Origin of the sequence: Corynebacterium sp. (assembly GCF_022712195.1) — a bacterium.
Taxonomy (GTDB): Bacteria; Actinomycetota; Actinomycetes; order Mycobacteriales; family Mycobacteriaceae; genus Corynebacterium.
In genome coordinates, this window is record NZ_JALAGY010000076.1 from 26,646 (window position 1) to 53,570 (window position 26,925).

Consider the following 26,925-nt stretch of genomic DNA (forward strand, 5'->3'; position numbering starts at 1 on the left):
TCACCCCTTCCAGGGCATGAGAAAACCCCCGGTGCTTTACCGGGGGTGGTTGGGTTTGAGGGGTCAGTGGGCGACGAAACGCCACCAGACACGGCCCTGACCGCCAGGGTTCCCCGCGCTCAGTGGAGCGCCGGGCCCGCCGCCGCCACCGGGCGGGTTACCGGATTGCCCGTTGCTGGCCGCGGCACCGCCGGTGAATGTCCGCCCGAATGCCGAGTGGTTCCCTGCAGCACGGCCCGGCTGGTTGCCGTTGGTGCTGGTGCCCGGCCCGCCGCCGGAGGCGCGCAGGACCTCCTGCCCGCCGATCCGAACGGTTGCGGCGCCGCCTGCCGACCCGTTGCTGGAGTTCGATGAGCCTCCGGAGCCACCCAGACCGGGTTGAGCCGTCAACGTCGCTCCGGCGGTTGCCTGCACGCTGGCGTGTGCCCAGGACCCGGATCGGCCGCCGTCGCCGGTGGAGATGATGCCGCCGCCTGCGCCACCACCGCCTGCCCCGACGGCGACGAGTTCGACCGTGTCAGCCCAGTCGGGGACGGTGGCGTCGATGGCCGCTGCCGAGGTGGTCTCGGACCAGTCAGAGACCCGGGTGGTGATCTTGATGCCGTGCTTGGCGGCGAGCGAGGAAATGTGGCGGTGGATGTTCGATGCGGTGTCTCCGTGGTGCCAGTGCATCTCGCGGACGATCATTTCCGACCACGCGTTGTTGCCGGTGTTCGTCCCGATCTTCAGTGACTTCATCCAGGGGGCGTTGCCCTCGGAGGGGCGGTCCACGCCGGTCGACTGCGGCACGAGGCTGTTGACGTAGTAGCCGATGTGGCCCGACGCCAGAAAGGTGACCGCGATTACCATCGGCTGTCCGGCGGTCGACGGGTCCAGGACGACGCCCTGGTTGAACGCTGAGTTCGACGCGCCCTTGAGCAGGCCAGCGTCGCGCTCCCGCCATGCCCATACGTAGCCGTCGTCGTCAGCGACCGAGCGGGTGAAGAACGGCTGGCTGTTCGTCCCGCTATCGCCCAGGCTGCTGGTGACGATGTACACGGTCAGCGGTAGAGAGTGGGCGCCCGGCCAGCCGACGGTCTCCATGCGACGATTGCCGCCGGTGAAGTCGAGGGCGCGGATGTTCCCGTTGACGCGCAGGGTGGGCCGGTCGTCGCCGCTGGCCCGCATGGACTCGGTGACCAGCGATCCGTCGATCGGCTGGAAGCTCGACATGCGCGTGCCGTCGGACAGGTGGTCCCATTCGGCGGCGTCGAAGCCGTAGATCCGCTCATCGTCGTGGTCGTCGAGTCCCAGCCCTGCGGCGACGGCTCGAGCCAGAAGCCAGTTACCGGTCCACAGGGCGTGGATCTTGTCGCCCTGCAGGGCCCATTCCCCGCCGCCGAGGTGCTCCCACCACAGGTTCGCGTCGAGGAAGTAGCAGTTGTCGTACTCCTCGGTCACCTCGCGTATTGCTTCGCCGTACTGGGCCCAGGTGATGCCGGTGTCGGCGCGGTCCATGCGGCGGTACGAGTGGACGAAGATGTGCTGAGCCCGGGCGTTGGTACGGGCGTCTGCGTCGAGGATGACCGACCTGATGTTGTCCTTCACCGTCGACAGCGGGACTTGCTGGGAGTAGTCGTTGGAGCCGATCATGTGGAACACCAGGTCCGGCTGCCACCCGGCGAGAAGCGTCCCACGGGTCGGGCCGTAGTAGTTCGAGGTAGTAGTTCCGCCGACCCCGGCATTGAGGAAGTGGAAACCGGTCGCGGTGCGGGCGGACACCGTGCCGGTGTTCTGCTTCACCAGGGCGGTCGCCGGGGCGCCGACCACGTGCTTCACCATCAGAGAGGCGACCTGGGTGACGTAGGACTCGTTGCGGGTCGTGCCGTAGCCGTCCGTCGTCGAACTGCCGAGGAACATCACCTTGAGCGGCCCCGTGCGGGCTCGCTCCCACCCGAGGTCAGCCTTCACCGTCGGAGGACTGGCGGACCAGATCAGGTCCGCACCGTGGTAGACCTCGCTAATCGAGTCGGATCCGTGGAAGATGGTGGCGACGTCGCGGCCGCCGATGCTGATGCCCATTCGTCACTCCCTCACCAGGTAGATCGTGTGCGGGTCCGGGTCAGCCGGGTGCTCGTCGACGACGGCGATGATCGGCACGGTCTCTGCCACCTCGTCGACGCGACTCTGGACCCAGCCGCGATTCGTGGCATGTGCGTCATCGGTCGGCGAGCCGACCTGCAGCGTGCCACCTGTTCCGCGGTACGCCAGCGTCGAGGCGTTCGGGCCCGAGGAGTACGACAGCATCGCCTGGTTCCCGCCGGCGTTGGTGCCGTACACCCGGGTGCCGAGGTTCGAGGTTGGGACCTTCTCGTCGAGCAGAGCCGTCAGCCCGTCGATGTCGTCGACGTCGTGGCTGTGGTTCTTGTCGGCCTTCTCGGCGATGCTGCGGATCAGCCCACCTGCGGCGTCCTCAGCGTCGGTGATCCAGGCGGCGATCTCCTCGAGGGTGTCGAAGGCGTCCGGGGCGTCGCCCTTGATCCGGTCGACCTCGACCCGGGCGGCCTCGCCTGCCCGGTCGGCTTCCTGCTTCGCCCGGGAAGCGTCGGCGGCGACGTCGCCGGCGAGGTCGTCGAGGTGGCCGTTGACCGCGTCGATGATCAGCTTCGTGTCGGAGGACAGTGCCTCGTACCAGCCGTGCACTTCGTCGCGGATCTCGCCGGTGTTGTCACGGATGCCCTCGGCGTCGGCGACGAGGCCCTGGACCTGGCGGACGAATGCCTCGGCCTGCTGGATCGCTTCGTCTGCGCGTTTCTGCAGATCTTCGACGCTCGCGGCGGCGCGGTTGACGAGGTCGAGGGCGTCGGCGACCTCGCGGGCCTGGCGGCGGACGGTCGCGCGGATCGCTTCCAGGCCGGAGAGGTCGTCGTCGGGGTAGCCCTTGGCGGAGATCAGTGTGGACAGCTCGACGGGGCCTTCGGTGGCGTCGACGAGCAGGGGGTTGAGGGGGACCTCGATGCCGCGGTAGTGGACGTCGAAGCGGGCCCGCCACCACAGCTCAACCTCGCCGATCTGGACGGGCAGGGGTTGCCCCTCGCGGCCCTGCAGGTCGGTGAGGATGCCGTCAGCGACGAGGGCGGTGACCGGCTGGGCCGCGACCAGGCGCAGGGGCTCGTCGTCTCCCCCGGCTGGCGCAGCGACCACTCCTTCGGGCCAGACCGGAGTGAAGGTGACCTTCCCGGTGAGGGGGACCTCGTCGAGGTAGGCGTCGTCGTCGGCGTGGGAGTCCTCGATCAGGAGGGACCATCGGCCGGTGATCATTTCGTGGCGGATGCTCATGGCTACCTCAATTCCGGAGATTGGTCTGGGAGAAGCTGCTGGTCCCGCCGTCGACGCGGTACATCGTCATCTTCATCTCGCCCTCGGTCCAGCTCTGGCTGCCCATGACGATCGGGACGACGAGCTCGCCGGGATCGTTGACGACGAGGACGTCGAAGAAGTTCCCGTAGGCGATGGTGGATCTGAATACCTGACTGGCGTCGGCGTACTTCGGGTCGGACGATGTGGTGACCTGGAAGAACCCGGAGTTGCCCGCAGGGACGCACCGGAAGTTGACCTTCACGGCCCAGACCCCGGCGTCGAGAATCCGCAGGCCCCAGTAGCCCGTGTCAGGGTGCCGCTCGGCCTCGACCCCGACGCCGGGGAATGACGAGCGCTCGCCGGTGATGCCGACGACCTCGTTGGGCCCACCGTTCATGTAGTTGCTGGTGGGCAGGTCGCCCTTGGACGGGTCGTGGTAGACGTTGCCGTAGCCGAGCATGCCGCCGATCGCGCCGAGATCATCCCGGACGGCGACCTGTTCGCCGTAGTCGATCATGGACTCCTCGAAGATGTTGGCGTCGAAGCTCCGCCGATCCGGGGAACGGTAGAACCTCATCCGGACATCCTTTCCAGCTTGACCTGCAGGTTCGACCTCCCCGAGGACGCGATGCGCCACCCGGTGCCCAGGCCGGCAGACTTCACCGCAACGACGTGGAGCTCCACCTCGGTGCCGGCCTCGACAACCCCGGCACGCAGTCCGGTGGATTCGGGGGTGACGGGGATGTCGTGGAAGGCGTCGAAGCGTTGGTGGATCCAGCCGGTGGCTTCCATGGAGCCCCAGGCGCAGCCGACGAGGGTGCCGTTGTCGGGGTCGTCGGCGAGGATCTGGACGTCGATGGTCTGTCCGATGATGGAGGAGACTTCAACGCCGCCGGAGAAGTCGAGGCGGTAGCGGAAGGGCTGGGCGGGGATGGTGACGGTGGTGATGTGGTGGCGGGAGGAGGAGATTCCGGCGGACCAGTCCTGGAAGGCGGACGGGGGCACGCTGTAGAGCTGGGGGCCGAGGTAGCCGTCGCGCCAGACCATCTTTCCGGTGTCGCCGTCGTGGACGAGGATCTGTCCGTCCTGGGGTCCGCCGGTGATGTCGGGGCTGGTGTAGATGCCGCCGGGCGGGCCTTGGTCTCCGGGGTCGCCTTTCGGGAGCTCGGGGAGGTCAAGGCCGATGGTGTAGGAGCCGTCGGATCCGCGGATGCGGACGCCGAGCGCGTCGTCGAGTTCGCCGTAGCCGGCGATGGTGACGGTGCCGGGCCAGAGCTCTGGCGGCGGGCCCTGCTCGCCTTCGGCGCCGAAGGCGTTCTCGTAGACGATGAAGGTGGAGCCGTTCCAGACGTACATGTCGTTGGTGTCGACGTTGCGGAAGGCCCAGTTCTTGTGGCGGTGGTCGAGTGCGTCGCGCAGGGCGGCGAGCTGTGCGCTGGTGCGGTCGCCCTGGTGGACGACAGGCTCGCCGGGGTCGCCTTTCTCGCCCTTGAAGGCGGGCAGGGCGAGGCGGGCGCTGCCTGCGGAACCGTCCTGGCGTCGTCGGACGTGCAGGTAGGTCTCGGTCATCGGTGGCTGTGAGGGGTCGGCCCTGATGCCGAAGATGTCGAGGTCGGCGTTGATCCGCTCGATGAATTCCTCACTGATCGACTCACGATTCGGTCGTGCCATGGTCGGCCACCTTTCTACGTAGATCTGCCCAGGCGCGGGCGGGGGTTTCGCCGAGGACGGTCATCCCGGTTGGGATGTGGGTGAGCTTGATGACGGTGCCGTCACCGATGGTTTCGGCGCGGACGTCGCCGACCTCGGGGTCGGTCGTGACGTCGCCGAGTGGCTGCCAGGTTCCGTCGCGGCGGATTTCGCCGTTCTGCCACCGCACGATTGACTCTGCGAGCAGGCGGGCGATCTCCGGGGGCATGTCCGCAGTCGTGTCGTTCGGTAGTGGTGCGGCGGTGAGGAACCGCGCGAGTGAGTCGACCTGGTCGGCTAGTTCTGTAGTGCGAGTCGGTTGATCCATCCTGTGGCCTTTCGGACCTTCTTGAGTGCGTACAGGCCGGGCTCGGACTCCTCCGGGCTGGCGACGGTGAGGGTGACGGTCGTGGCGCCGCGGCCGCCGGAGGCGGCGACGCCGGTGAGGGTATCGACGCCGATGGAGTTGTCCTCGCGCTCGACGGCGACGGGCATCCCGAGCAGGAGGTGGCGGCCGAGGAAGTACGGGTCGCCGTTGGCGACCTGGATCTCGTGGGAGACCCAGCCGCGGGTCTCGTGCAGCGTCGATTTCGCCGCCTCGCCCGCCTGCAGGGACAGCGCGGTGGTCTGTGAGCCTGCGAAGCGCTCCCGTAGTCGCCAGTCGCCGGCCTCTCGGGCGAGGTTGAGGTTCTCGACGGAGTGGTAGGCGAACAGTCGGTTCTGCGCGAGTTCCTCGAGGAATCCGATGCGTAGTCCGGGCAGCCCGACCGCGGCACCGATGGCGGAGACGCCCGCGCCGACGGTCGTGGCGACCAGGCCGTTCAGCCAGCCGGGGCTCTTGCCGCCGACGGTGGCTCGGGTGGCCTGTGGCAGGTGTGTGACCTCGTCGGCCTGGGTGGCCGGTGACCACTCCCCCGATCGGTATAGCGGGATCCGCAGCTTCTGGCGGTCCTCGAGGCGGTCCATGATGCCGGTGGGCTCGAGCAGCGGGTAGGTGATCCAGCTGAAGGCGTCGTCGGCGATCTTGATGGCCTCGCGGATCAGCCCGTCGACGAAGGTGCCGGTGAAGTTGATGTCGCGGGCCGAGGGGACCATGTCGACGATGATGCGGGGCTCGGTGAGCGTCATCCACTCTGGGAACGGTTGGGCGTCACCGGGTAGCCAGAGATCGCAGCGCACCGACATGCCCTGTGCCTCGGCGATCTCCACCGCGGCGTCCCACGCTGTCTCCATGCACCACTCGGCCATGATCCACCCCGTCGTGTCGAACAGGCCGACGCGGCGCGGGTTGATCATGATGGGGTGCAGGGCGTTGCGGACCAGGTCCCAGGACCCGGGGTCGAACGGGTTGCGGATCGGGATGGACCAGGTGTTGGCCTGCAGTCGCACCAGGTTGAGGGTCAGTGCTGTTTTCCAGGCGGTGGCGGCGGGGCCAATGGCTCGCCAGGCGCCGGAGAGCTGCACCTCAGGGGGAAACAGCGGGTTGGCCCACAGGTGGACGGCGGAGAGGTAGGCGGTGAGGGTGGCACCGGTGACCTCGAACCAGGTGCGCTTGCCGATGCGCACCCGTCGGTAGCTGGTGAGGACGAAGGCCGGCCGGTAGCCGCCGGGCCAGTCGAATGTGACCAGTCGGGCGAGGTAGCGGTCCAGGCCCTCGAAGTACTGCGTCCAGTTGTCGTCGGCCGGCAGTTTGAAGCTGCACGAGCCGTGCTCGAGGTCCTTCTCCTCGAAGCTCCAGTCGATCGCGTTGGTACAGGGTGACCAGAGCTTGAGCCGCCCCTTGCCGGTCCAGAACTGGATGTGCGGCTCAGGGGCGGTAAGGCGGTCGCGGTCGGAGTTGTCGGAGGACAGCAGGTCGTGCAGCGAGTCGGCGAGATTCACAGGAGCCCTTCCATGTGGATGCGGGTGTGCGCCAGGACCGCGGTGTCTCGGGAGCCGTCGGTGACCCGGATACCGACGCGGGTCATCTCCCCGGCCGGGATCGGTCGGGAGAGGTAGCCCTCGACGTCGGGCCACCGGTTGGTCGAGGTTCCGTCGGCGGCGATGGATCGCATGACAGAGCGTGCGGGATCGGTCTGCAGCAGTGCGCGCTCGCCGGCGTCGAGGTTCGGCAGTCGGATCTTCTCCCCCATCATCGAGAGGGTGACTTGTCCGGGGCCGTGGACGACGAGGGTCGGCCATGCCGGCCACTCGTCGCCCCCAGTGACCCAGAGGTTGCCCTTGTCCTGGTCGCCGGAGTTTCGCCACTGTGACGTTATCGGCGCGGTCTCCGCCCTGGGGTCCTCCGCGATCAGGACGATGTCCAGATGCATCGTAGAGGTCAGGTACGGAGACTTCGACAGACCCGGCTTCATCGAGCGCCGGTGGCACCGCAGCCACCGCCACCCCGTCACAGGAGTGTTCACCGCCAGCCACCCGGCGCGTCCGAGGGGGAACATGCGTTTGAGGTCCTCGCGGATTGCCTGCATGTCGGCCGGGGTCTTGCCGAGGATGGTGATGGGGAGGTCGATCTCGCCGTGGCCGTGTTCCCAGCCGGCGATGGTTTCGCCGACCTGGGTGATGGCTGCCTCGAATGCGGGTGAGGATTCGAGGCCGCCGACGCCGTCGAGTCCTTCGTCGAGGGAGACGCCCTCGCGGCGCTGGTCGGCTCCTCCTGCGAGGTGGAGCTGGCGGCCGTCGGGGGCGATCCAGACGAGGACGGCGGGGCGGTTGATGCCGAGCATGCAGGTACCTCCTGGGATCTAGAAGCGGAACGCTGCGAGTGCGCGGCGTGCCTCGCGGGCGGTTTCGCGGGCGATCTCGTTGGGGTCCGAGGTGGTGACGTTCTCCATGACGATGTTGACGACCATGTCGCGGTCGAGGGTGACTCGGTCGTTGCCGGGGGTGACCTCGCTGGCGGACGCCTGGCTGGCGCTCGTTGCGGGGACGTCTCCGACGAGGGAGTCGTTGACTGCGGCGACTCCGGCGGCCGGGTCGGCCATGAAGTCGTCGTCCGGGCCGTCGGAGGTGTCGTCCGGCTCGGGGTCGTGATCGTCGTGGTCGATCCCGTTGTCGACGGCTCCGGGTGCTTCCCAGGAGATGTCGAGCAGCGAGGGGTCGGCCATCCACGTGTTGGAGAGCCCGAAGAAGTCGAGCAGTTCGTCTTCGATGCTGCCGCGGATGGCGGCGACGTCGGTGACGAGCTGCTCGGCGTGATCGGCACCGAGGATGTCGGCGAGTTCGTCGAACATGCCGGTGTTGCCGTTGAAGGCGGCGGTCAGTTCGTCGGCGATGCGTGCCCAGGACTCGGCGGACGGTGCTGCGGCGAGTGCGAAGTCGAGGTTGCCCTTGACGTCTCGCCACTGCTGTCCGGTGAGCACGGGCTCGGGCTCGCTGGTGTGGTTGTACACAGCCTGCGCGCCCTCCATCGGCTCAAGCCACCCGCCCTGGTCGTACCCGGCGCGGGTAGGCCAGATGTTGGCGGGTCCGCCGTACTTGTAGCGGGTCCAGCCGATGCCGGCGGTGAGGTTGGACTCGGGGTGGTATCGGTCGTTGGGCAGTCCCTCGAATGCGTCCGGGTACATGCCGCGGATCATGTCGTAGGTGGCCTGCCGGACCTGTAGGAGTCCGACGGTGGGGTCGCCGATGGCCGCGTTCTCGTCCCAGTCGTTGAACGCATTGGGGTCGCCGGTGGACTCGATGTCGACCTGTTGGAGGGTGATGTCCGCGAGCTCTTCGCCGTAGCCGTGTCGGGCAAGGGCGGAGATGACTTGCGGGCGCCACTGCTCTGCGCCTGCGGAGGTGTCCCAGTCGATGGCCTCGCCGCCGCCGGGGCCGGAGGCGAACGGTACTTTGTCCATGATCCAGTTGAAGACCTTCTGCTCGGTCTCGTCGTAGATCTTGGAGGGCATCTCGGCGAACTTGGAGTCGCCCCAGGATGCGGTGGAGTCGCGGATCCAGTCGCCGATCTTGCCGACGGTGGAGTCCCAGACGTCCTTGGCCTTGTTGTACAGCCAGTTGCCGCCGCCTCCTCCCCCGCCGCCGGGACCATCCTGGGAGATGATCTCGCCGGTGTAGGGGTCGGGCATGGACGCCATAGCCCAGTGGACGTGGTCGGAGTGTCCGCCGATCGCGCCGGTGGGTGCCCCGTTCTTGAGGTTGGGGCCCGGGTCCCAGAACAGCTCGGCGGACCCCGGGTACTCCTTGGCGATCCAGTTGGCGAGCCCCTGGTCGGGCGCGAAGTCAACGGCGCGGCCGGCCATGTGGTTGTCGTATCCGGATCCGACGTCCTCGTACCGGGTCGCGCTGGTGACGATCTGGTTCGGGAACGCCTTGGCGACCGCGGAGATCATCGCGCGCTGGATGTCGGTGGTGACGTCCACGCCTGGGTTCATCTGCAGCGTGCCGCCCTGGGCGTAGCTGCCCAGGTCTTCGCGGTCGAGGTAGTCGTTTCCGATCACCCCGCCGGTGGCGAAGCTGCCGAGCTCCTCTCGTACGGCGGACGCACCGCGGGTGCGACCGACGTGGTTGAGGTGGTCCCAGTTCGACCGGCCGATACCGTCGACGACGTGCTGGTGGGCGATGCCCTCCTGGCCGGCGAGGCTGATGCCGTAGCGGCCGTCAGTCGAGACGAAGTCCATGTTGTCCCGGCCGACGCTGCGGGCGCCGGGCACGATGCTGCTGGTACCGGTGTGGTAGTCACCGAGCCAGTCGGGCTCGTACGGGTCGACAGGGTCCAGTCCGGGCACGAAGTCGGCGATCAGGTTCCAGGCCTTCAGAATGCCGTCGTTCCACACCTTGTCGATGACGAACTTCACCGGCTTCGCAGCGGCGGCACGCAGCCCGTCCCAGACCTTCTCAATGCCGGAGACCGCGGTCTCGAATACTCCCTTGAGGACGTCCAGGCCGGTGGCGATGGAGTCGAACACCGGCTGGATGACGTGGTCCTTCACCCACTGGATGGCGGTTCCCATCTGGTCCCACCGGTCCTGGATCCAGCCGAGGACCGGCTGCACGACGAAGTCGTTCAGCCAGTTCAGAGCAGTTCCCAGGGCGTCCCAGGTGGGCTTGATGATGGTGTCGTAGACCCACTGGATACCGGTGGACATGGCCTCCCACCCGGCGCGGATCCAGCCGAATACGGGTTGGAGGACGTTCTCCCAGAGCCAGATGGCTGCGGTCTGCAGGGCGTTCCAGGCGACGAGGATGACGTTCTCGTAGTACCACTGGATGCCGGCGGAGAGGAGCTCCCAGCCGGTGCGGATCCAGCCGAATACGGGCTGCAGGACGTTCTCCCACATCCACAGTGCGACGTTCTGGAGGTTCTCCCAGGCTGGCTGGATGTGGTTCTCCCAGCCCCACTGGATTCCTGCGGAGAGGAGGTTCCAGGCGACGAGGAGGGGGCCGAGGACCGCGGTGCCGACGATGGCGAACAGGATCTTTCCTGCCTCGACCAGAGCGTCGAATGCGGGTTTGACCAGGTTCTCCCAGCCCCACTGGATGCCGGTCCAGACGCCCTCGACGATGGTGCCGAGTGCGGAGAAGGCGGTGCCGAGGACGGTCCCGAAGATGCGGGCGACCTCGCCGCCGACGCTGATCAGTGGGGACAGGGCGTTCTCAACGAGCCAGGAGAATACGCCGGCGGCGATCTCGACGGCCTTGGCGACGAACTGCAGGCCCTTGGCGACGCCCATGATGGCGCCCAGGACCAGTCCGCCGAGGACGCCTCCGACGACCTTGAGGACCGGTAGCAGCAGCGGAGACAGGACCTCCCAGAGTTTGGTGACTCCGTCCCACAGTCCGCTGATGGCGTCCCAGACGCCGATGGCGGCGTCGAGTAGGGATCCGCCGAGAGCCTGTCCGACCTCGAGGAGGGCGGGGCCGACGTCCTGTAGTGCACCCCAGAGTGACGAGAGTGCGCCGCCGAGTGTGTCGCGGAGGAATCCGCCGACCTCGATGGCGGTGTCGCGGAGGGTGAACAGGAAGTCCACGATCGCCGAGTCCTCTTCGAGGCCGAAGGGCAGGCCGGTGTAGTCGCCGTTGAACAGGATGTTCCAGACCCCACTCGCGAGCTCGGGGATCTGCTTGAGCACGTCCAGGACGGTGCCGAACGCGTCCCGCAGTCGGTTGATGGTGTCGAATACCCACTCGGCGTTGTCGAGGCCGATCAGCCCGGCGAGGTTGCCCCATCCGTCAGCGAGGTCACCGCCGGTGACCATTTCCCACAGTTCGCGGAATGCTCCGCCGATGCGGCCGACGATATCGAAAATCCATTCGGCCTTGTCGAGGCCGATCAGCTCGGCGAGGTTCGGCCAGCCTCCGGCCATCTCGTCGCCGGAGATCATGCCCCACAGCTCGGAGAATGCGCCGCCGAGCAGTGAGAGCTTCTCGCCGATCCAGTCGAAGACCGGGGCGAAGGTGTCTTTCAGCCAGGACCAGGCGGATTTCAGGGAGTCCATGAGGGAATCCCAGACGCGCTGTCCGGTCTCGGTGGAGGTGAAGAACCAGGTGAGCGCACCGACGACTGCAGCGATTGCGGCGACGATCGGGTGACCCTTCAGCAGGTCCAGGGACCCGCGGAATGCGTCGGTCGCCTTGGTGGAGAGCGCGGAGGCTGTCGAGTACGCCGCGTTCGCCAGGGTCAGTCCACCGATGGCGGCCCCAGTCGTAATGGCGGCCGCGGCGATCGGCTTGAGGATCGGGGCGATGGTCTCCAGCACGCTGCGGAAGGCGCCCATGACCCCCTCGCCTTCGACGAAGCCAGAGATCAACCCGCGGACCACGCCGATCAGATCGGAGCCAGCAGAGGCGAACTGCTTGATGGCTGGCATCGCCAACTTCATGATGTCTCCGCCGAGGTTGACGAAGCTCATTTTCAACAGGCCGAGCTGACCAGAGGTGGTCTGCGACATCTCGTCCATGACGCCGGTCATCGCCATCGTCGATCCGGCGATGCCGTCCGATCCCTCCATGATCCCGGTCGTCAGTGCCTCGAATGCCTGCTCGACCGGCACCGTTCCGGCGGAAATCATCTTCTGCATCTCAGCCGTCGTGACGTCGAATTCGTTCGCCAGGATGGTCAGGCCGTTCACGCCGCCGGCGGACAAAGAGTTGATCAGGTCCATGCTGATCTTGCCGGATGCCGCGGCCTTACCGAAGGCATCACCCATCGACGCCAGGGCCTGCTCGCCCTTGCCGGAGGCTGCCGCAGCCTCACCGAGCGCCATGACGGTGTCGGTGACGTCCGAGGCGTCCATACCGAAAGCAACGAGGTTCTTTCCTGCCTCTGACCAGGCATCGAAGCTATACGGGGTCTTCATGTTCGACTCGGTCAGATCGTCCATGAGGTCCGCCGCTTCGTCCGCAGATCCCATCAGGATGCCGAGTGATGCGGTGGTGTCCTCAATCGCTGTGACCTTGTCGAAACCGGCGGAGATGGTGTCGCCGATTCCGCGTACGCCGACGAATGCCGCCGCGGCGAGGCCCGCGTTCTTCGCCAGGGATCCGAGCCCGCCGGCGAGGCCGTGGGCCGGGTCCTCGGCACCGTTCATCTCGTCGCCGAGTCCGCGGATGTCTTGTGCCGCGCGGTCGGCTTCCTCACCGGCCGCACGCTCGGAGGCTGCGAGATCCTCCTGCACGGCCTTGTGCGACAGCGTCGCCGCGGCGACTCCCTCGTTCGCGGTCTGCAGTTCGCCCTTCTTCTTCGCCAGGGCGGTCTCGGTGTCGATCACGCCGCGCGCAGCCGTCTCGGCCTGCTTTCGGGCGGCCTCCACCTGGCGCTCGGCGGCGGCGGCCTGCTTGGAGTCCTCGCCGAACTCCGCGCGTACAGACGCGAGGTTGTCCTCGGCGGACTGCAGAGCCGCGGCCCGGGTCTCGGACTTCTCGCGTGCCTCGATGACTCGCAGATCGGCGACACGGACCTCGCCAGTCGCTTTCTCGACCTTGTTGCGAGCATCGACAACCCGGTCCTCGGCAGAAATGAGCTTACGAGAGCTGGCCTCGCCACCGTCGCGGACGGTGGCGTGCTCCTGCTCGGCGCGGGTAAGCCGCTCGCTGGCCGTCTCCGCCTTGCGCTTCTTGTCGGCCACGTCCTCCTCGGCCTTGGCGATCTTCGACGCCGAGGCGTCGCCGCGCTCGCGGAGTCGCTGCAGCTCCAACTCGGCGGTTTTCACTGCACCTGCTGCATTGGCCTCCGCGGTGCGAGCGTCGCCGAGGGTCTTGGACGCCGCCGAAACCAGGGCCTGCTGCCGCTTGAGACCGTCGGCCAGCGAGCGCCCGGAGGCTTCTCCGGCCTTGCCGAATTCCTCGGTCGCCACCTTGCCGCCGCGCTGGGAGGCACTGCGCGCTTCTCCCTCGATCTTCTGCGTGAATCCCTTGAGGGACGGCAGAATCGGGACCCAGACTGACGACATGGTGAACTCCTATTCGTCGAGACCGAGCAGGTACTCGATCGCTTCGTCCTGGCGGTCCTCGGAAACCCCGCCCAGCGTCTGGCTGTTGGGATTCTCGGGCTTGCGCCAGGGGAACTTCGGCTGCTCTTCCCACGGCATGACGGCCTTCTTGTTGCCGCCGAGCCGGGCGAGGTTGACGTTGGTGCGCAGGGTGGCGCCGTAGAGCTGCCACAGCAGCGCATTGTCTTGCGACCACGGTCGGTCGTCAGAGGCGTGCCACCGGGCTGGTGCGTCCTGCGGCAGGTACGTCACGAGCACCCGGAGCTTGCGTAGGGTGATTTCACCGCGGTGGTAGGCACCGACGACGTCCCACCCGTACGCCTGCTCGCAGGCTGCCTCTACTGCTTCCGGCGACGGCGAGAGGAGCGATTCGGCCGTGTAGGGCGCCCCTGCGGGTCCACCCCCTGGACCTCCTTGGTGTACTCCTTCATGATCTCGGCGAAGATCCAGGACTCACCGCCGGCCTCGCGGAAGCGGTCGTACTCGTCGTCGCCCATGTACCACATGGCCTGGTCCGGCCCGAACCGGGGAACTTCGAGCAGATCCTCCTGCTCCTCGTCGGTCAGGCGGGCGGGGTCGCGGAAGGTGAAGACGAGTCGCTCTCCCTTCTGCTCGCCGCGCAGGGCGGTGAACTCGAAGGCGATGCGGTTGCCGTCGACGCCCGTGGCTTCTTCTCGCTGGGCAATCAGTTCGTCGGCGTTGATCATGGCAGATCCTTTCAGGGTTGAAGTGTGGGGTGGCAGATCCCTTTACGGCGTTGAGGTTCGGGTCGGCCCCGGGCGGATCTGCCAGGTGTCCCTCCCGGGGCCGGGGTCGTCACTTGGACGGGGTCAGCTCTTCGCTGGGGACGGTGAGCGCGCTGGCGAGGGTCTGGCCCTCGGTCGGCTCGCCGTCGTCGCCGCCGTTGACGTCGTCACCGGGGCCGTCCGCCGACCAGCTGTTGGAGAACAGCCAGCGGTTGGTCTTGCCCTCCAGGGACTTGCCGTTCTCGCCTGCGGAGGCGTACTCCGGGCCCGCCGGGTAGCCCGACAGGGTGATCTGCAGGCCGATCATCTCGTCGCGCTTGATCGTCAGACCGGAGCGCTCGGTGACCTGGGCGTCGTACATCGTCAGGCGCATGGCCTTGTTGTTGTCGACGACGTCGAGGATGACCTGCTGGTGCTCGAACTCGGGCACGCCGCCCTCGTCGAAGTACCAGGTGCCGTCCTCCTCGTTGACGACGATCTCACCGCCGGGGACGCCGAAGTACATCGCGGCGTTCTCCTTGGTGAACTGCCACAGCGTGACCTGGACGGTCTTGACGGACTGGGTGATGTCGCGACGGATCGCGGTCATCTCCTGCCAGGGGATGTACTCCTGGGTGGACTCGTCGAAGTTGATCGTGACGCCGTCCGGGGACAGGTATCCCAGGTTGCGGTAGGTCTCGGTGTCGTACTTCGACTTCAGGTCCGTCTTGGGCTTGGTGCCCAGCGGGGCGACGCGCATGGCGCCGGTGACGCCGACGCGGGCTGCTGCGGCCTTGAAGCCTTCGAGTGCAGACTGCTCTGCCATGGTTCCTCCTTGGGTTAGTCCCGCTCGGAGCGGGTCATGATGGTTGCCTCGACACCGATGCGCCGTACGTACGGCGAGATGTCAGGGCGGGTGGCGAATCGGGGGCACTCCACGGAGCTGACCGCGGACCCCTCGATGTGCGGTAGGGCGTGCAGGATCTCCCGTACCTTGTCGGCGACCGGGACGGCCTCAGCGCGGGACGGGGCGACGACGTCGATGTCGAGGGCGATGCCCTCGATCATCGGGCCGCCGAATCCGCCCCAGGACGAGCTCTCGGAGCTGGGCAGCAGGTCGATCGACACGGCCGGCAGGTTGTCCTCGAGCTCGTCCGGCCGGGGCATCCGGTCTGCGACCCAGATGTCGTCGCCGATGTTGGCCCCGACGATGCCGATCACCCACTTCAGCGGGTCGGTCATCGGGTCCTCCTGCGTGCGGCGGAGCGCAGTGCACGGATGCGCTTGGCCTCGGTAGAGCCGTACTCCTCGTCGTCAGAGTCGGAGACGACGTCCATCGCATAGCGACCGTTCGGCTGCGGCGCTTCGCGCAGCGTGATGGTCGCCTTGCCGCCCTCCTTCGCTGTCGTCCGGCGTGCGTCGGCAGCGACCTGGGTCGCGACTTTCCGCACGCCGGCACGTAGCTGGGTGGACTGGTTGGCCTGGGCGAAGATCTCGTCGTAGTCCAGGTCGACGTTTCTGTCGGGCATGGGGCCTCACTTCCGTGCGCCGCGCACGAGGACGAGATCGGCCTCGGTGTGCGGCAGGATCTGGGTGCGCCACCGGAGAGGGTTGCCGTCGAATATCAGCGTGATCCCCCACGAGTCGACCCGGAGACGGTCGCCGGAGACGACGTCCTCGGGCAGCTGGTGCGGTGGCGGGGTGTACAGGCGGTAGGAGTCGGTGACGGCACGGTCTGTGGTCGTCTCCTCGTCCTGTGACGACTGCGGCTGAACGGACACCGGGTAGTCGACGGGGATCTCCGTCGGGTTGTCCCAGTCGTCCTCCCAGCCGCCGTAGTCGCCGCGCTTGCGGCCCGGGCGCACTATGGTGACCTGCTCGCTGAAGATCACGGCTCGGCCCCCAGCTCGTACGCGGAGAGCACCCGCCACTCCGAGGACTGCGGGGTGACTCCCTGGGCCGCACCGACCGAGATTCCACCGACCTGCATCTGCTCGGCTGGGCGGGCTGCCCGGCCGATCATCTGCACGACCACCCCGATCAGATCCAGTGGCCTGTCAAAGCCATGCCGGATCTCCACCTCCACTGCCCGCAGCCCGGCGCGGTGTCGCGGGAGCTGGAGCAGGCCGTCGGTGGACCAGGTGTAGTCGGTGGTGGGTGCGCCGTGGATGCGTACGGCGGTGACGTCCTCGACCTGCAGTGTGGGCAGGGTGAGGAGGGTGTCGCCGGCGGTGTCGAGGTGGAGTGTTTCGGTGCGGACGGGCCAGACGTGCCAGCCGCAGAGTGAGCGGACGGCGGCGACGGCGCGGTCGATCTGGCCGGGGGTGGGGGTCTGCTTGGTGGCGTTGGCGACGTCGTCGGGGGTGATGCCGTGGTCGGACATCGGCATCACCTCCTACTTCGTCTCGGGGCGCCAGGCCTCGGTGATCGGCTGGTGGGCCTTTTCGGTCTCGTCGAGGGTGGCGTCGGGGTAGTCCCGGGCGGCAGCCTCGTCGGTGAGGTAGCGGTAGACGTGGCTGCCGCCGGGGAGGTCGAGGCGGTAGAGCCTGCGGTTACTCACCGGACTCGCCGCCGTCTGCTGCCTCGAGGGCGTCGAGTCGTGCGGAGAGGGCGTCGACGGAGTCCTGGGAGGCCAGGCCGGAGATGTCGGGGATGTCGCTGGCGGCGGCGAGGCCGTCGACAGCGCTGTCGATGTCGGACTGTGTCGCGTAGCTGGACGTGTCCGGGATGTCGGAGACTGCGGCGGCACCGATGATGTCCCGGGTCTGTTCCGGGGTCTCGGAGCGCATGACGTCGCGGGAATGCGGCGTCGTTTCGCCGATCTGCCGCATGTCCAGCGTTGAGGAGCTGGTCAGTGCGGAGCCTTCGACGTTCTCGAGTCGCTTACCGTGGTCGACGGTGGCAGAGTTCCAGTCGTTGAGGACGCTGGCCTCGAGTGGGGTGTCGGGGTCGTCGTTGCGGAACGTGGTTCCGTCGTATTCAGCCATGGTGGCCTCCTACTTCTTCTTGGACTTGGGCGTGGGCTTGGCCGTGGGTACGGTCCCGGCGCCGGGCAGTGTCTGGGTGCCCGGCGTCAGGATTCCCCCTGGCCGTCACCCTCTCCGCCGTTGTCGCCGCCGCCGGTGGTGGAGCCGAGCTGGCCCTGGACGAAGGCGGCGGGGACCGGGACCATGAGGCCCAGACGCTCCTCGGCGCGGAGGGTGACGAGGTTGTGCTCGAAGTCGAGGTCGTTGGTGTTGGTGGAGTCGACGCGCAGGCCGCCCTTGCGCAGGACGGTGGCGCCCTGGCGGAAGGCGCCGAGGACGTAGCGTCCGCGGGGGACGGCGTTGGTGGCGACGGTGCGCAGGCCCCAGACCGGCGGGTCGACGAGGACACCGCCGACGCCGTACTGGCCGTTGGCGAAGGGGCCGCCGGCGATGTACTGGCCGTTGGCGTCCTTGTGCAGACGCAGCTCGGCGTAGTCGACCGGGTTGACCATGAAGGCATCGGCGGTGAGGTTCGTGGCTGCCGGGATCATCTGGATCGCGCGGAACAGCCCGTCGAACTGATCGGACGTGTCATCGGTGTCGATGTCGAAGGTCTGCAGGCCCTCGCGGTTCAGCAGGCCGGTCAGGTTGGAGCCGGTGCCGTCACCGCGGAGCAGCTGCTCCTCCTCGACCACGGACAGCTCGTAGATCAGCTGCTGGTTGATCCAGTCGGCGACGAAGCCGTAGTCGGCGATCATCTCGTCGGACAGCTTGGTCAGCGCGGCGATCTTGGACAGGGACTCGGTGACGACGTCGAACTCGTCGAAGCGGACGTACGGCTTCCGGCCGCCCTCGGCGACGGTGGCCGGCGCGCCCTCGATCATGCGCTTTGCCTTCTCGACGAGGTACTTGATCGTCGGGAGGGTGACGGTGGCAGCGCCCATGAGGTCGGCGGCGACGAGTCGCTCACGGCGCGCGTTGACGATGCCGCGCTCGACCTGGGTGCCGTAGAGCGTGTTGAACTCGTCAGACAGGTTGGTGGTCTTGTGCGGGTCGTCGGCGGCCTTGGTGCCGTCGAACTCGGGGGCGCTGAACTCGAGGCGATGCCCGGAGGACTGGTCGCGCAGGAGGTCGCGGGCCGACTTCACGAAGTGGCCGCCGATGGACTTGGCCTGGGGCTCGTCGTCGTGCTTACGGCCGTCGGCGCCGCTGTCGAGGTTGAGGGAGCGCAGACGGTCGAGGGTGGCGGACTCCTCCTCGGCCTTCTTCAGCTTCTCGCCGAGGGTGTCGACCTCGGTGAGTGCGGCCTTGACCTCAGCGAACTGCTCGTCGGTCATGTCGGTGCCGTACTTGGCGTGGAGGTCGCGGGCCTTCTTGACTGCGGCCTCGTACTGTTCCTTCAGGTTCATGGTGCGGTCCTTTCCAGGAGTGCGAATTTGGCCTGCAGCCAGTTGGTGCGGCCCTTGGTCTCCGCGGACTCGGACGAGTCCGGGGTATGCGAAGACCCCGGGGACGTGGTGTCCTCCGGGGTCTCGGGGTCGGTGTCGTGCTTGCCGCCGCCGGGCGGCGACAGCGCCTGGCGGAGTTGATCGACGGCTCCCTTTCCGGCGGCGTCGAGGTACCGGGCCATCGCCTTGACGGCGAGGATCTCGGTCTCCTGGTTCGCGCCGATCGGCACGACGGAGCACTCGTAGAGCGTGAGCTCCCGGAGCTCGTAGACGCTCTCGCCTTCGACCTCCGCCATGCCGCCTTCCTTCACGTCGAAGGCGAAGGACATCTGGCTCAGGCGTTTCTCCTTGAGCAGGCGGTAGACTTGGGCGCCGGTGGGGTTGTCCAGGTCGATCTTCGCGCTGATCTTGAGACCGTGGTCGTCCTCTTCGGCCTTGGTGATCGCGCCGATGTTGCTGAACGGGTCGCTGAAGTTGTGGCCGTAGAGAAGCGGCATGGTGTTGCCGCTGGCCTCCCAGTCCTCCAGCGTCTTGGTGAAGGCTCCCTTGCGGATGACGTCTCCGTAGGAGTCGATGTTGTCGAACACCGATGCGTAGGCGGAGAACTCGCCGTCGCCGGCATCCGCGTCGTCGGCTTTGACCTGGACGGTCATGTCCTTGACTCGCATGGACTCACCCCCTTTCTCCCCCGGCAGGTCCGGTGGGTTCTCGTACCACTGCTTGATCCGGTCGATGGTGTGCTCGGGTCGCCCTTCGCGCTCGGCGCGGGCGATGCACTCGTCGACGCCGGGGTCGCAGAGGTGGAACTGAGCCCCGGCGGCAGCCAGGGCGTTGATGGTGCTGTCGGTGGGTCTGGCGTTGATCAGCCAGAGCTCGTCGACGGTGGTCTCGGCGTCGAGGGCCCAGCCCATGAGTCCGCGGCGCATCGCCAGGACGGTGTCGACGACCGGCTGAGGTGCGTCGTGCTTCACCTCGGTGCCGGCGATGGTGTCCGCGACCCGGTCGAAGTCGAACCGGGGGGTGCCCGTCGGCGCGTTCTGCTCGACGAACGTGGACTTCCCGGAGGCGGGCGGGCCGACGACTACGTGGATCGTCATGACGCTCGCCTCCCGAGGTCGCGGTGGAACACCGTTCCCTCCTCCCCCAGCTCGGTGATGTAGGCCAGCAGGGCCTCGGCGCCGGCGACGGAGCGGTGGATGCCCTCCGAGCATTCGATGACGACGGTGACCTGGTCCTGCTCCTGGGCGAGTCGCTGGGCGAACTGCGCGGCGAGCAGGAGGTAGGAGAACAGCACCGGGTTTCCGGTGAGTACGCTGGTCTGGATGACGCCGTGGCGTCCGTCGAGCTTGCGGTATCCCGGCGGTGGGGTCGGCCACTCGGTGGCGTCGAGGTGGATGTCGCAGGGCTGCGGCTGGTCGTACTTCTTGCCGATGGAGATGATCGTGATCATGTCTCCTCCTCCCCTGCCGGGCCCTCGTCGCCGAACGTGGTGTTCAGCGGTCGGGCGAGGACGTCGCCGCCGTCGATGTGCGGCAGGTTGTTCATGCCCCTGGCTTCGTTGACGGTCATCCACGGGGCGCCGACGGCGGTCGAGGTGACCGCGGCCTTCTCCTCGAAGCTGCCGCGGAGCTTCTCCTCGAGGTTGAACTCGACGTAGATGTCGTCGTCGACGCCGAGGATCGGCAGGGCCCACTGGTTCAGGGCGTCCTCGATGCGCTTGATCTGAGGGCCGAGGTTGTCGCCGTACAGCGAGCGGCGGAACTCTCTGACATTCGAGTAGTTGGCGTTGTCGAGCAGACCGATCATCGTCGGGTTGATGTGGTAGACGGACGCGACGGTCTGCAGGGACAGCTTGGTCATGTCGACGACCTGCTCGTCCTGCGCTTTGAGGTGGGCCGGTTTGAAGTCCATGCCGTCCTCGAGGACCGGGGTGCCGCCGGCGACGGATCCGCGGCCCGTGTACTGCGACTGCCACTGAGCCTTGAACCGGCCCCGGGCCTTGTTGTCCCACTTCGGTGCGTCGTGTGGGCGGGTGATGACCCCGCCGAGGCGGGCGCCGGACTTCCAGAGCTGCGAGCGGTAGGCCGCCCCCTCGAGTTGCTCGCGAAGCGTGTCCTTCAGTGCTTCGACCGGTGACGATCCGGTCTTCATGGTGAACGGGTCATAGCCGTGGACCCGGACGACCTTCTCGGCCGGTACCTCGACCTGTTCGCCGGAGGACGGGTCGGTCATGACCATCGAGCGCATCGTCCAGGGGTCGCGCCATCGGTAGCGGATCTGCCAGGTCGGCGAGATCGGCGTGATCCGGTAGCCCTCGTCGGGGTGATTCTCCACGATCCAGATGAACTCGTCGTACAGGGACAGGTCCATCAGGCTTCGGTAGATCAGGTCGTAGGTCAGCATCGACGGCGACGCCTTCTTCATCAGCCAGGAGACCGGTTCCCCGCGCACTCGTTCACGGCCGCCGTCGGCGTCGTGCCGGTAGGCGTGCAGGTTCACGCTGGCGACCGAGCGGGCGATGAAGTCGGTGACGGTGCGTAGGTGCGGTTGCTCGCGCCAGAGCTGCTCGACGCCCATCGTGTCGATGTCGCGGGCGATGCCGGCGAAGATCGGCGCGGCGAGCTCGTCGGGCTCGGGCGCGCGCAGGGGTGCGGGGCGCAGCCCGAAGTAGCTCAGCAGTCCCATGTGGGGTGCCTCCTCACACGATCATCAGATCGCCGTCGTCGAAGTCGTCGAGGTTGTCGTCCAGGTCGTCGTCGTCCCAGTCGTCGCCGGAGTAGGCGGACTCCTGCTCGTCGGTGACGCGGTTGCCCATCCACCAGGCGATGTTCGATGCCACGAACGGGGTGACGTCGCCGGTGGATTTGTCGCGGTCCCAGATGAAGGTGTCGCCGGACTTCCTGTCCTTGACGCCGTTGGCGGCGGCCTCGAGCAGCGTCGGGGTGGTCGGGGCTTCGGGGTCGCGTCCGAGCCAGCGCACGGTGCGCTCCTGGATCGCGGTGAAGTAGCCCAGGACACTCGACGTCATGTCGGTGCCCTGCCACTCGGCGACCTCGATACCTGCCTCGCGCAGCAGCGGAGCCAGAGCATTCGACGGACTGCCCTTCACCTGAAGACCGACGGTGCCGGAGAACCAGGTGGACTCGCGTGCCTTCAGCCAGGCGGGGACCCATCGGTAGCCGGCGCGGGAGGCGACGACCTCGATGTGCCACTGGCCGTCGGGCCGCTGGGCGGCGATGACGACGTGGGCGTGGGTTCCTTCGGTGGCGACGTCGACGCCGCAGTAGATCGGGGCGTCGACAGCCGGACGAGAGTTCGGATCAGCGAGAGCATCCCAGAGCTCCGGGGGGATCTTGCCCGGGTCGAGGGATTCGACCCACTGGCAGAGGTTCTCGGTGCGGAACTCGTCATCCTCTTTGCCCTCCCTCTCGGCGCTCACGTCGCGCTCGGTCATGCGGCCGTGCCCGAGGTCGGGGTTGGCCTGTGCCCACCCCTCGCGGTCGTCGATCGACAAGTCGGGGTGGGCCGACCACTCGAAGATGCCGACGGTGACCTGGTCGGTGTCGCCGGAGTTGATCGCGTTGATGCAACGGGTGCGCAGGCTCTTGAGCACGACCGAGCGGGCGTCACCGGCGTTGGACGTCGCGACATTGAAGCCGATCACCGGTGACATCGTGGTCGACGACAGCGCCGTCCAGCCCGTCCAGGTCTTATGCTCGCGCAGCTCGTCGAGGTAGAGCATGTTGACCGTCTTGCCGCGGCCGGCGTTTCGGTCCAGTCCGGCGATCCGGTAGACCCCGGTGCGTGAGCGCAGCGCCTCGAAGCCGTGAGCCTTGGAGGTCCTGCGCATGCGCTTGCGCAGCTTCGGGTGTGCCTCGCACTCGTCGACGACCTCCTCCCACAGCTCGTAGGCATCGTTCTTCGTCTGGGCGGCGCCGAGGATGTACGGCAGCCGCTTGCGGAACAGCGCCCACTTCAGCAGCACCTTCGCCCAGTGCGTCTTGCCGTTCTGCCGCGCGACCAGGACGAGGATCGTCTTGAAGCGCAGGATCTCCTCGCCCCACAGCTCGGGCTGGTCCGGGTACTGGTCCCGGATCCGCTCGGGCGGCAGCAGCTCCAGCGCGTGGATCGACAGCCACTCCTGCCACGCAGTCAGCGGCTCGCGCAGGATGTTCTTCGCGAACCAGATGACGTCGTAGCCCCACGACGTTTCCTCAGTGAGCTCTCGCAGCGGCGGGGTGTACAGGCGCGGGGCCGTTGCTCCCACAACCGCCATGCGTCACCAGTCCTCGTCGTCATCCTCGCCGTCGAGGCCGAGATTCTTGCGCCCCTCCGGATTGAGCCCCAGTGAGGTCAGGATTTTGTGCAGCGTCGGCATCGGCACGCACGACGCCCGGTGGATCATCTCGGGATTGCCCGAGTCGACCGCCGTGTCGATGACGCTGGCGAGCTCGTAGGCCAGGGCGATGTCACCGGCGTCGGTGTCCTCGAGGTGGTCAGCCAGCTCGATTGATGCCTTCACCGCGGCGTACATCTTCCCCGTCATCGGCTCGGTGCCGGAGACCTCGTAGGCCGGTTCGATGTCGGACATGCCCACCTCCTTTCTCGGACGATCCCTCTATCCGCGCGCGACCCCCCTTCGCTCACGGGGAGAGAGGCCCCTCCACCCCACGTCACTCGCCGCCCGAAATCCGATTCGTGATTTTGACCGCCCCTCCCCCGCCGAGCTGCACACCTGCTACCCGCGCCGGGGTCACCAGGCGCGGGTCTGCGGGCCGAGCGGCAGGGGCACGTCCCGCTTGCCGCGGGCTCGGTTGCACGAGCAGTGCGCCGGCCGGAGGTTGTCCCAGTCGAGGGCGAGCTCCGGGGCGACGTCGCGCGGCACCGCGTGGTCGGGCTCGAAGGCGTCCGAGGTCTGCGCCGGGGCGTCGTAGGCGATCGGCTGATGACACAGCCAGCAGACGGCGCCGAGTTCTCGGCAGTGCGCCTTGAACTTCCGGGCGAGGTCCTTGCCGGCCCTGTCGCCCCATTGGTCAGTCACGGTTCACGATGTCGCCGTACTCGCTGCGCTTCTCGTCCCCGATGATGCTGGCAGAGTTCCAACAGCCGCGGTTGTACAGGGCGAGCTCCTTCCTGTCCTCGCCACGGACCAGGAGGAGCCCATCGTCCTCGCGGTAGTCCACGGCCGCGGAGTGGAGGCGGCTCTCCGTTTCGCCCGGAGCGTGCGGGATGTTCACTCGTACTGCCATGACAGAACTCCTCGTCCTCGGTGGGGGTTGATACGGATCGACACCAGCCACGCTCGTGCGCGGCTGGTGCCTGACCGAACCTATCCCCATAGATCCACTGCTCACACTGACCATTTGCTCGGGACACAGAACCTGTGCCCCTGCATGACGAAACCCCGGTCCACTCACCGCCGACCGCGAGGGTCGAGGGAGTGGCCGGGGTCCACATCACACTGACGACAGTCTAGCTCTGGCAGCGTGACAGCTGTCAAGTCAGCTGGTCACGACATGAATCGGTAGAGAGCCACGATCTCGCCGCTGGACATGAGCTGACTACCGACCTCGACCAGGATGCCGCGGTGCCGCCACTGCCGAACAGTGGCAGCCTTGAACCCACGAGCAACGAGGTAGTCGACGGTGACGATGCTCGGCATGTCGACAGCCCGCGCGGCCGGCGCGGGGTGGATCTCCTCGCGCAGCTCGGCCTCCAGGTCCGACAGCTCGACGACACAGTCATCCGCCCAAGGCTGGTCGAGCAGCTTGGTCCGGTGCCGGTTGAGCCACGCGCACCATGCCGAGCCGTGAGCCTCATGCTCGATCAGGTGGATGCCGCGGTGGTCGACCAGCCGCAGCGACAGGTCCTCGGACAGGTTGACGCACCAGCCCCAGACCTTGGCCTCGACGTCCTCGACCATGCGGCTCAGACTGGTCAGGTTGCAGGGGTCCCGAGGGCCGGGCGCCTTCGACCGCGCACCCGAGCTGGTGCCCGATGCCGGAGGCAGTCCCGAGTCCTGGAGATCCTCGCGGATGGTGTGGATGTGATCAGCGAGACGACGCAGGACGTCACGCAGGTCATCAGGTGTCATGCAGTCCTTCCCGGCGCGATAGGCCCAGGGTGGTGGTGGGGTACGATGGGGCTGCTTGCCGAAAGCATCTCGCCGGTAGCCTGCTACCTGCCACCCCGTCTCTTGCTGCGAACAGGAGGCGGGGTTTCGTCATGTCCGGAGCGTCGGGGTCTCGACGTCATGGACGTCTCGGCTGATGCAGTAGCCCCGGATGTATGAGGCACCGACGGCGACGAGTGTGAGGGCGATGACGATGAGGTTTTGGGCGATGAGGCCGATGGTGAAGAGTGGGGCCGCCATGAGCAGCCAGGTCATGGCGTCTTGTTTCCAGCTCACTCCTCCACCACTTCCACGGGGCCGACGAGTCGGCGGACAAGGCGGTACTCCACGTCGTATGGGTTGGTTGCCCAGAAGTACGGGCGGCGGGTGCGGGCTCGCTCGGGGGTGGGTTCCCATGTCTGGTTTCGCCAGCGGGCCACTCCGGGTGCCCGGTACTGGTGGTTGTATTCCCACCGGAGTGCGGCGATGGTGGCGGCCATGTCCTCTTCGAGGGAGTCGTGCATGTCGTCGGGGCACCAGTCCCACCCGGCGGCGAGCCTAGCGTCCTGGACCTTCTGCGCTTCCTCGGGCGTCATCCTTCCTCTCCTTCGAGTGCTTCCCGGCAGGCGCGGAGGTGTGCACCCTCTGCCACCTTCACGGCGGGGAGCCACGGACCTTCCCATGTGCGGATGGCGCCCAGGAGTACTGCGGCGGTGATGATCTGGGGCCACTCACTGAACGCGGTGAGCGGCGGCTGGATCAGCGTGTCCGGGTCGAGTGCTTCGAGTTCGGCGGGCGTGCGGATGATCTGCGGGTCGGGGGCGAGCAGTCCGGCGTCCGCGAGGGCGTGCAGCCACCGGCGGAGGTCGTCCGGGTAGATGTCGCAGTTGTGGCCCCGGTACTTTTCCTCGGCGTCGAGGATGCACTGCATAGCCTTGTCGATGCGGGTCATGCCGTCACCTCGTTGATGTCCAGGCCGTCGAGGTCGATGGGTCGGACGAGGGTCACGTCGTCATCGATACACCACCGGGGGACACCGTTACGCACACGGAGCAGATACCACGATGCCACTCTCTTCGGTTCGCACCGCAGTCCCAGGCAGAGTCCCTGGTCGTCGCGCACCAGCCACGGCTGCGCAGTCGGCACGTCGGCGGGGTCGGGAAGAGTGGCACTCGATGCAGTGACGGGGGCCCGATCCGCGGCGAGTAGGTCGGGGTTGAGACGGTCGAAGGTCCTGGAGAGGTGTTCCACCGCCTCAGCGACGGTCATCCCCGGCGGCAGCGACCCTCCGTCGTACAGAAGGGCGTTGCGGATGGCTTCCACCTCGGCGTTGAGTCGGGCGAGTTCGTCGCGCTGGTGCTTCCGGATCTCGCGGTACTTGTGGAGCTCGTCCTTTCGGGCTTCGTCCTTCTCTTGCAGCCGCTCGACCTCGGCGTTGAGTCGTTCGATCTCGTCGTCACGCTGCTGTAGGTCGGCTGCGGAGCCGTCCACTATGTCCTGCAAGTCGTCGCGCTCGGCGCGGGCCTCGTCTCGCTCGCGGGTGAGGCGTTTGGCGGTTACCTCCCACTGATCAGCCTTACTGGCGTTCTCGCGGCTGTCCTTCGCAACGGCGTCCACACGATCAGCGAGGGCGTTCAGGTCGTCGGCGTATGCGCCGAAGTCGGACGAGATGCCTCCCGCAATGTCCAGCATCTGCTCGGCGAGACTCTTCGGCGGGGCGGGGACGTGGGTGAGGATGGAGCGGGACACGGCGGCGAGGGTTTCGTACGTGTCGTTCTGGTGCGTCTCCGCCCAGCGGTACGCGGTCCGGTCGTCGTCGGTCACGGGGGTCTGGTCAGTCATCAGGGGACTCCTTCGATTTCGCGGCGGCAGCCAGCGCGTCGGCTGCGTTCTTGGCCTGCCATGCGGGCATGTTGATCGTGACGATGTTGCCGAGCTTGTCGACAGCGAGGACCTGGACCCCGCCACCGTTGGTGCGGATGATCTTGTGAATCGCTCCCCGCAGGTTCCACTCAGCACTTCCACGCAGCGGACGGCGATTCCGGCCGTGCCAGTCAGGCATCGCGACTCCACCTCTCGAAGTCCGACCCGACGACGAACCCCCCAGCAGCGATTCCCGCCGAAGCACTCATGGCCGTCATCGCCGAAGCATCAGACAGCACCAGCGAAACAACGCCCGCCACTACCGCAATGAGACCCAGAATCGTCGAATTCATA

32 protein-coding genes are annotated in these 26,925 nt (G+C 67.3%); all 32 read right to left on the reverse strand.

Annotated features, from left to right (window positions below; genetic code table 11):
- Positions 1–63 precede the first annotated feature (63 nt).
- On the reverse strand, positions 64–2,061 hold the full coding sequence (locus Q0A34_RS09815; RefSeq protein ID WP_291479812.1) for an SGNH/GDSL hydrolase family protein: 1,998 nt from the start codon (positions 2,059–2,061) through the stop codon (positions 64–66).
- A gap of 3 nt (positions 2,062–2,064) precedes the next feature.
- Positions 2,065–3,318 (reverse strand): hypothetical protein, encoded by a 1,254-nt coding sequence (locus Q0A34_RS09820; protein ID WP_291479813.1) that lies wholly within the window; start codon positions 3,316–3,318, stop codon positions 2,065–2,067.
- A 7-nt stretch (positions 3,319–3,325) separates the two neighbouring features.
- Positions 3,326–3,916: a hypothetical protein gene (locus Q0A34_RS09825; protein ID WP_291479814.1), complete on the reverse strand. Its 591-nt coding sequence runs from the start codon at positions 3,914–3,916 to the stop codon at positions 3,326–3,328.
- Positions 3,913–5,010 (reverse strand): hypothetical protein, encoded by a 1,098-nt coding sequence (locus tag Q0A34_RS09830; protein WP_291479815.1) that lies wholly within the window; start codon positions 5,008–5,010, stop codon positions 3,913–3,915. The genes Q0A34_RS09825 and Q0A34_RS09830 overlap by 4 nt, the downstream gene beginning before the upstream one ends.
- Positions 4,991–5,257, reverse strand: coding sequence for a hypothetical protein (locus Q0A34_RS09835; protein WP_291479816.1), 267 nt, complete (start codon positions 5,255–5,257; stop codon positions 4,991–4,993). Before Q0A34_RS09835 ends, Q0A34_RS09830 begins: the two co-directional genes overlap by 20 nt.
- A 68-nt stretch (positions 5,258–5,325) precedes the next feature.
- On the reverse strand, positions 5,326–6,909 hold the full coding sequence (locus Q0A34_RS09840) for a hypothetical protein (RefSeq protein ID WP_291479817.1): 1,584 nt from the start codon (positions 6,907–6,909) through the stop codon (positions 5,326–5,328).
- Positions 6,906–7,751, reverse strand: coding sequence for a hypothetical protein (locus Q0A34_RS09845; protein WP_291479818.1), 846 nt, complete (start codon positions 7,749–7,751; stop codon positions 6,906–6,908). The genes Q0A34_RS09840 and Q0A34_RS09845 overlap by 4 nt, the downstream gene beginning before the upstream one ends.
- 18 nt (positions 7,752–7,769) lie before the next feature.
- Positions 7,770–13,418 carry a tape measure protein gene (locus Q0A34_RS09850; RefSeq protein WP_291479819.1) on the reverse strand — a complete coding sequence of 1,883 codons (5,649 nt, stop codon included), beginning with the start codon at positions 13,416–13,418 and terminating at the stop codon, positions 7,770–7,772.
- Between the two features lie 9 nt (positions 13,419–13,427).
- Complete coding sequence (locus Q0A34_RS09855) at positions 13,428–13,715, reverse strand: hypothetical protein (protein ID WP_291479820.1); 288 nt, start codon at positions 13,713–13,715, stop codon at positions 13,428–13,430.
- 80 nt (positions 13,716–13,795) lie between these two features.
- A complete protein-coding gene (locus Q0A34_RS09860; protein WP_291479821.1) occupies positions 13,796–14,164 on the reverse strand; it encodes a hypothetical protein in 369 nt (122 codons plus the stop codon).
- Between the two features lie 109 nt (positions 14,165–14,273).
- Positions 14,274–15,008: a hypothetical protein gene (locus Q0A34_RS09865; protein ID WP_291479822.1), complete on the reverse strand. Its 735-nt coding sequence runs from the start codon at positions 15,006–15,008 to the stop codon at positions 14,274–14,276.
- 14 nt (positions 15,009–15,022) lie between these two features.
- The gene (locus Q0A34_RS09870; protein ID WP_291479823.1) at positions 15,023–15,424 is read right to left on the reverse strand and encodes a hypothetical protein; all 402 of its coding nucleotides are present in this window, start codon (positions 15,422–15,424) and stop codon (positions 15,023–15,025) included.
- Positions 15,421–15,711, reverse strand: coding sequence for a hypothetical protein (locus Q0A34_RS09875; RefSeq protein ID WP_291479824.1), 291 nt, complete (start codon positions 15,709–15,711; stop codon positions 15,421–15,423). Before Q0A34_RS09875 ends, Q0A34_RS09870 begins: the two co-directional genes overlap by 4 nt.
- Positions 15,712–15,717: 6 nt before the next feature.
- The gene (locus Q0A34_RS09880; RefSeq protein ID WP_291479825.1) at positions 15,718–16,074 is read right to left on the reverse strand and encodes a hypothetical protein; all 357 of its coding nucleotides are present in this window, start codon (positions 16,072–16,074) and stop codon (positions 15,718–15,720) included.
- Positions 16,071–16,565, reverse strand: coding sequence for a hypothetical protein (locus Q0A34_RS09885; protein WP_291479826.1), 495 nt, complete (start codon positions 16,563–16,565; stop codon positions 16,071–16,073). The genes Q0A34_RS09880 and Q0A34_RS09885 overlap by 4 nt, the downstream gene beginning before the upstream one ends.
- 12 nt (positions 16,566–16,577) lie before the next feature.
- On the reverse strand, positions 16,578–16,742 hold the full coding sequence (locus Q0A34_RS09890) for a hypothetical protein (RefSeq protein WP_291479827.1): 165 nt from the start codon (positions 16,740–16,742) through the stop codon (positions 16,578–16,580).
- Complete coding sequence (locus Q0A34_RS09895; RefSeq protein ID WP_291479828.1) at positions 16,735–17,169, reverse strand: hypothetical protein; 435 nt, start codon at positions 17,167–17,169, stop codon at positions 16,735–16,737. Before Q0A34_RS09895 ends, Q0A34_RS09890 begins: the two co-directional genes overlap by 8 nt.
- An 86-nt stretch (positions 17,170–17,255) precedes the next feature.
- The gene (locus tag Q0A34_RS09900) at positions 17,256–18,557 is read right to left on the reverse strand and encodes a phage major capsid protein (protein WP_291479829.1); all 1,302 of its coding nucleotides are present in this window, start codon (positions 18,555–18,557) and stop codon (positions 17,256–17,258) included.
- On the reverse strand, positions 18,554–19,693 hold the full coding sequence (locus Q0A34_RS09905) for an HK97 family phage prohead protease (protein WP_291479830.1): 1,140 nt from the start codon (positions 19,691–19,693) through the stop codon (positions 18,554–18,556). Before Q0A34_RS09905 ends, Q0A34_RS09900 begins: the two co-directional genes overlap by 4 nt.
- Positions 19,690–20,046: an RNase adapter RapZ gene (locus Q0A34_RS09910; protein WP_291479831.1), complete on the reverse strand. Its 357-nt coding sequence runs from the start codon at positions 20,044–20,046 to the stop codon at positions 19,690–19,692. Before Q0A34_RS09910 ends, Q0A34_RS09905 begins: the two co-directional genes overlap by 4 nt.
- A complete protein-coding gene (locus Q0A34_RS09915; RefSeq protein WP_291479832.1) occupies positions 20,043–21,281 on the reverse strand; it encodes a phage portal protein in 1,239 nt (412 codons plus the stop codon). The genes Q0A34_RS09910 and Q0A34_RS09915 overlap by 4 nt, the downstream gene beginning before the upstream one ends.
- A 13-nt stretch (positions 21,282–21,294) precedes the next feature.
- Entirely contained in the window at positions 21,295–22,872 is a 1,578-nt protein-coding gene (locus tag Q0A34_RS09920) for a terminase (protein ID WP_291479833.1), read from the reverse strand.
- Positions 22,873–22,875: 3 nt separating this feature from the next.
- Positions 22,876–23,187, reverse strand: coding sequence for a hypothetical protein (locus Q0A34_RS09925; protein WP_291479834.1), 312 nt, complete (start codon positions 23,185–23,187; stop codon positions 22,876–22,878).
- A 162-nt stretch (positions 23,188–23,349) separates the two neighbouring features.
- A complete protein-coding gene (locus Q0A34_RS09930; protein WP_291479835.1) occupies positions 23,350–23,637 on the reverse strand; it encodes an HNH endonuclease in 288 nt (95 codons plus the stop codon).
- Entirely contained in the window at positions 23,630–23,845 is a 216-nt protein-coding gene (locus tag Q0A34_RS09935; protein WP_291479836.1) for a hypothetical protein, read from the reverse strand. The genes Q0A34_RS09930 and Q0A34_RS09935 overlap by 8 nt, the downstream gene beginning before the upstream one ends.
- A gap of 260 nt (positions 23,846–24,105) precedes the next feature.
- A complete protein-coding gene (locus Q0A34_RS09940) occupies positions 24,106–24,690 on the reverse strand; it encodes a hypothetical protein (RefSeq protein WP_291479837.1) in 585 nt (194 codons plus the stop codon).
- Between the two features lie 129 nt (positions 24,691–24,819).
- Entirely contained in the window at positions 24,820–25,005 is a 186-nt protein-coding gene (locus Q0A34_RS09945; RefSeq protein WP_291479838.1) for a hypothetical protein, read from the reverse strand.
- Positions 25,002–25,304, reverse strand: coding sequence for a hypothetical protein (locus tag Q0A34_RS09950; protein ID WP_291479839.1), 303 nt, complete (start codon positions 25,302–25,304; stop codon positions 25,002–25,004). The genes Q0A34_RS09945 and Q0A34_RS09950 overlap by 4 nt, the downstream gene beginning before the upstream one ends.
- Positions 25,301–25,660: a hypothetical protein gene (locus tag Q0A34_RS09955; protein WP_291479840.1), complete on the reverse strand. Its 360-nt coding sequence runs from the start codon at positions 25,658–25,660 to the stop codon at positions 25,301–25,303. The genes Q0A34_RS09950 and Q0A34_RS09955 overlap by 4 nt, the downstream gene beginning before the upstream one ends.
- Positions 25,657–26,550, reverse strand: a complete 894-nt coding sequence (locus Q0A34_RS09960; RefSeq protein WP_291479841.1) for a hypothetical protein — start codon at positions 26,548–26,550, stop codon at positions 25,657–25,659. The genes Q0A34_RS09955 and Q0A34_RS09960 overlap by 4 nt, the downstream gene beginning before the upstream one ends.
- Entirely contained in the window at positions 26,543–26,770 is a 228-nt protein-coding gene (locus Q0A34_RS09965; RefSeq protein ID WP_291479842.1) for a hypothetical protein, read from the reverse strand. Before Q0A34_RS09965 ends, Q0A34_RS09960 begins: the two co-directional genes overlap by 8 nt.
- On the reverse strand, positions 26,763–26,924 hold the full coding sequence (locus Q0A34_RS09970) for a hypothetical protein (protein WP_291479843.1): 162 nt from the start codon (positions 26,922–26,924) through the stop codon (positions 26,763–26,765). The genes Q0A34_RS09965 and Q0A34_RS09970 overlap by 8 nt, the downstream gene beginning before the upstream one ends.
- Position 26,925 lies beyond the last annotated feature (1 nt).

What these genes read in the sequence shown, in the direction of transcription:
- Q0A34_RS09820 (WP_291479813.1), bottom strand. Translation starts at nt 3,318, where the DNA reads ATGAGCATCCGCCACGAAATGATCACCGGCCGATGGTCCCTCCTGATC.
- Q0A34_RS09950 (WP_291479839.1), bottom strand. Translation starts at nt 25,304, where the DNA reads ATGACGCCCGAGGAAGCGCAGAAGGTCCAGGACGCTAGGCTCGCCGCC.
- Q0A34_RS09815 (WP_291479812.1), bottom strand. Translation starts at nt 2,061, where the DNA reads ATGGGCATCAGCATCGGCGGCCGCGACGTCGCCACCATCTTCCACGGA.
- Q0A34_RS09875 (WP_291479824.1), bottom strand. Translation starts at nt 15,711, where the DNA reads ATGCCCGACAGAAACGTCGACCTGGACTACGACGAGATCTTCGCCCAG.
- Q0A34_RS09895 (WP_291479828.1), bottom strand. Translation starts at nt 17,169, where the DNA reads ATGGCTGAATACGACGGAACCACGTTCCGCAACGACGACCCCGACACC.
- Q0A34_RS09955 (WP_291479840.1), bottom strand. Translation starts at nt 25,660, where the DNA reads ATGACCCGCATCGACAAGGCTATGCAGTGCATCCTCGACGCCGAGGAA.
- Q0A34_RS09920 (WP_291479833.1), bottom strand. Translation starts at nt 22,872, where the DNA reads ATGGCGGTTGTGGGAGCAACGGCCCCGCGCCTGTACACCCCGCCGCTG.
- Q0A34_RS09925 (WP_291479834.1), bottom strand. Translation starts at nt 23,187, where the DNA reads ATGTCCGACATCGAACCGGCCTACGAGGTCTCCGGCACCGAGCCGATG.
- Q0A34_RS09935 (WP_291479836.1), bottom strand. Translation starts at nt 23,845, where the DNA reads ATGGCAGTACGAGTGAACATCCCGCACGCTCCGGGCGAAACGGAGAGC.
- Q0A34_RS09910 (WP_291479831.1), bottom strand. Translation starts at nt 20,046, where the DNA reads ATGATCACGATCATCTCCATCGGCAAGAAGTACGACCAGCCGCAGCCC.
- Q0A34_RS09860 (WP_291479821.1), bottom strand. Translation starts at nt 14,164, where the DNA reads ATGATCAACGCCGACGAACTGATTGCCCAGCGAGAAGAAGCCACGGGC.
- Q0A34_RS09830 (WP_291479815.1), bottom strand. Translation starts at nt 5,010, where the DNA reads ATGGCACGACCGAATCGTGAGTCGATCAGTGAGGAATTCATCGAGCGG.
- Q0A34_RS09835 (WP_291479816.1), bottom strand. Translation starts at nt 5,257, where the DNA reads ATGCCCCCGGAGATCGCCCGCCTGCTCGCAGAGTCAATCGTGCGGTGG.
- Q0A34_RS09900 (WP_291479829.1), bottom strand. Translation starts at nt 18,557, where the DNA reads ATGAACCTGAAGGAACAGTACGAGGCCGCAGTCAAGAAGGCCCGCGAC.
- Q0A34_RS09885 (WP_291479826.1), bottom strand. Translation starts at nt 16,565, where the DNA reads ATGTCCGACCACGGCATCACCCCCGACGACGTCGCCAACGCCACCAAG.
- Q0A34_RS09970 (WP_291479843.1), bottom strand. Translation starts at nt 26,924, where the DNA reads ATGAATTCGACGATTCTGGGTCTCATTGCGGTAGTGGCGGGCGTTGTT.
- Q0A34_RS09965 (WP_291479842.1), bottom strand. Translation starts at nt 26,770, where the DNA reads ATGCCTGACTGGCACGGCCGGAATCGCCGTCCGCTGCGTGGAAGTGCT.
- Q0A34_RS09825 (WP_291479814.1), bottom strand. Translation starts at nt 3,916, where the DNA reads ATGAGGTTCTACCGTTCCCCGGATCGGCGGAGCTTCGACGCCAACATC.
- Q0A34_RS09905 (WP_291479830.1), bottom strand. Translation starts at nt 19,693, where the DNA reads ATGACGATCCACGTAGTCGTCGGCCCGCCCGCCTCCGGGAAGTCCACG.
- Q0A34_RS09870 (WP_291479823.1), bottom strand. Translation starts at nt 15,424, where the DNA reads ATGACCGACCCGCTGAAGTGGGTGATCGGCATCGTCGGGGCCAACATC.
- Q0A34_RS09845 (WP_291479818.1), bottom strand. Translation starts at nt 7,751, where the DNA reads ATGCTCGGCATCAACCGCCCCGCCGTCCTCGTCTGGATCGCCCCCGAC.
- Q0A34_RS09940 (WP_291479837.1), bottom strand. Translation starts at nt 24,690, where the DNA reads ATGACACCTGATGACCTGCGTGACGTCCTGCGTCGTCTCGCTGATCAC.
- Q0A34_RS09865 (WP_291479822.1), bottom strand. Translation starts at nt 15,008, where the DNA reads ATGGCAGAGCAGTCTGCACTCGAAGGCTTCAAGGCCGCAGCAGCCCGC.
- Q0A34_RS09850 (WP_291479819.1), bottom strand. Translation starts at nt 13,418, where the DNA reads ATGTCGTCAGTCTGGGTCCCGATTCTGCCGTCCCTCAAGGGATTCACG.
- Q0A34_RS09915 (WP_291479832.1), bottom strand. Translation starts at nt 21,281, where the DNA reads ATGGGACTGCTGAGCTACTTCGGGCTGCGCCCCGCACCCCTGCGCGCG.
- Q0A34_RS09960 (WP_291479841.1), bottom strand. Translation starts at nt 26,550, where the DNA reads ATGACTGACCAGACCCCCGTGACCGACGACGACCGGACCGCGTACCGC.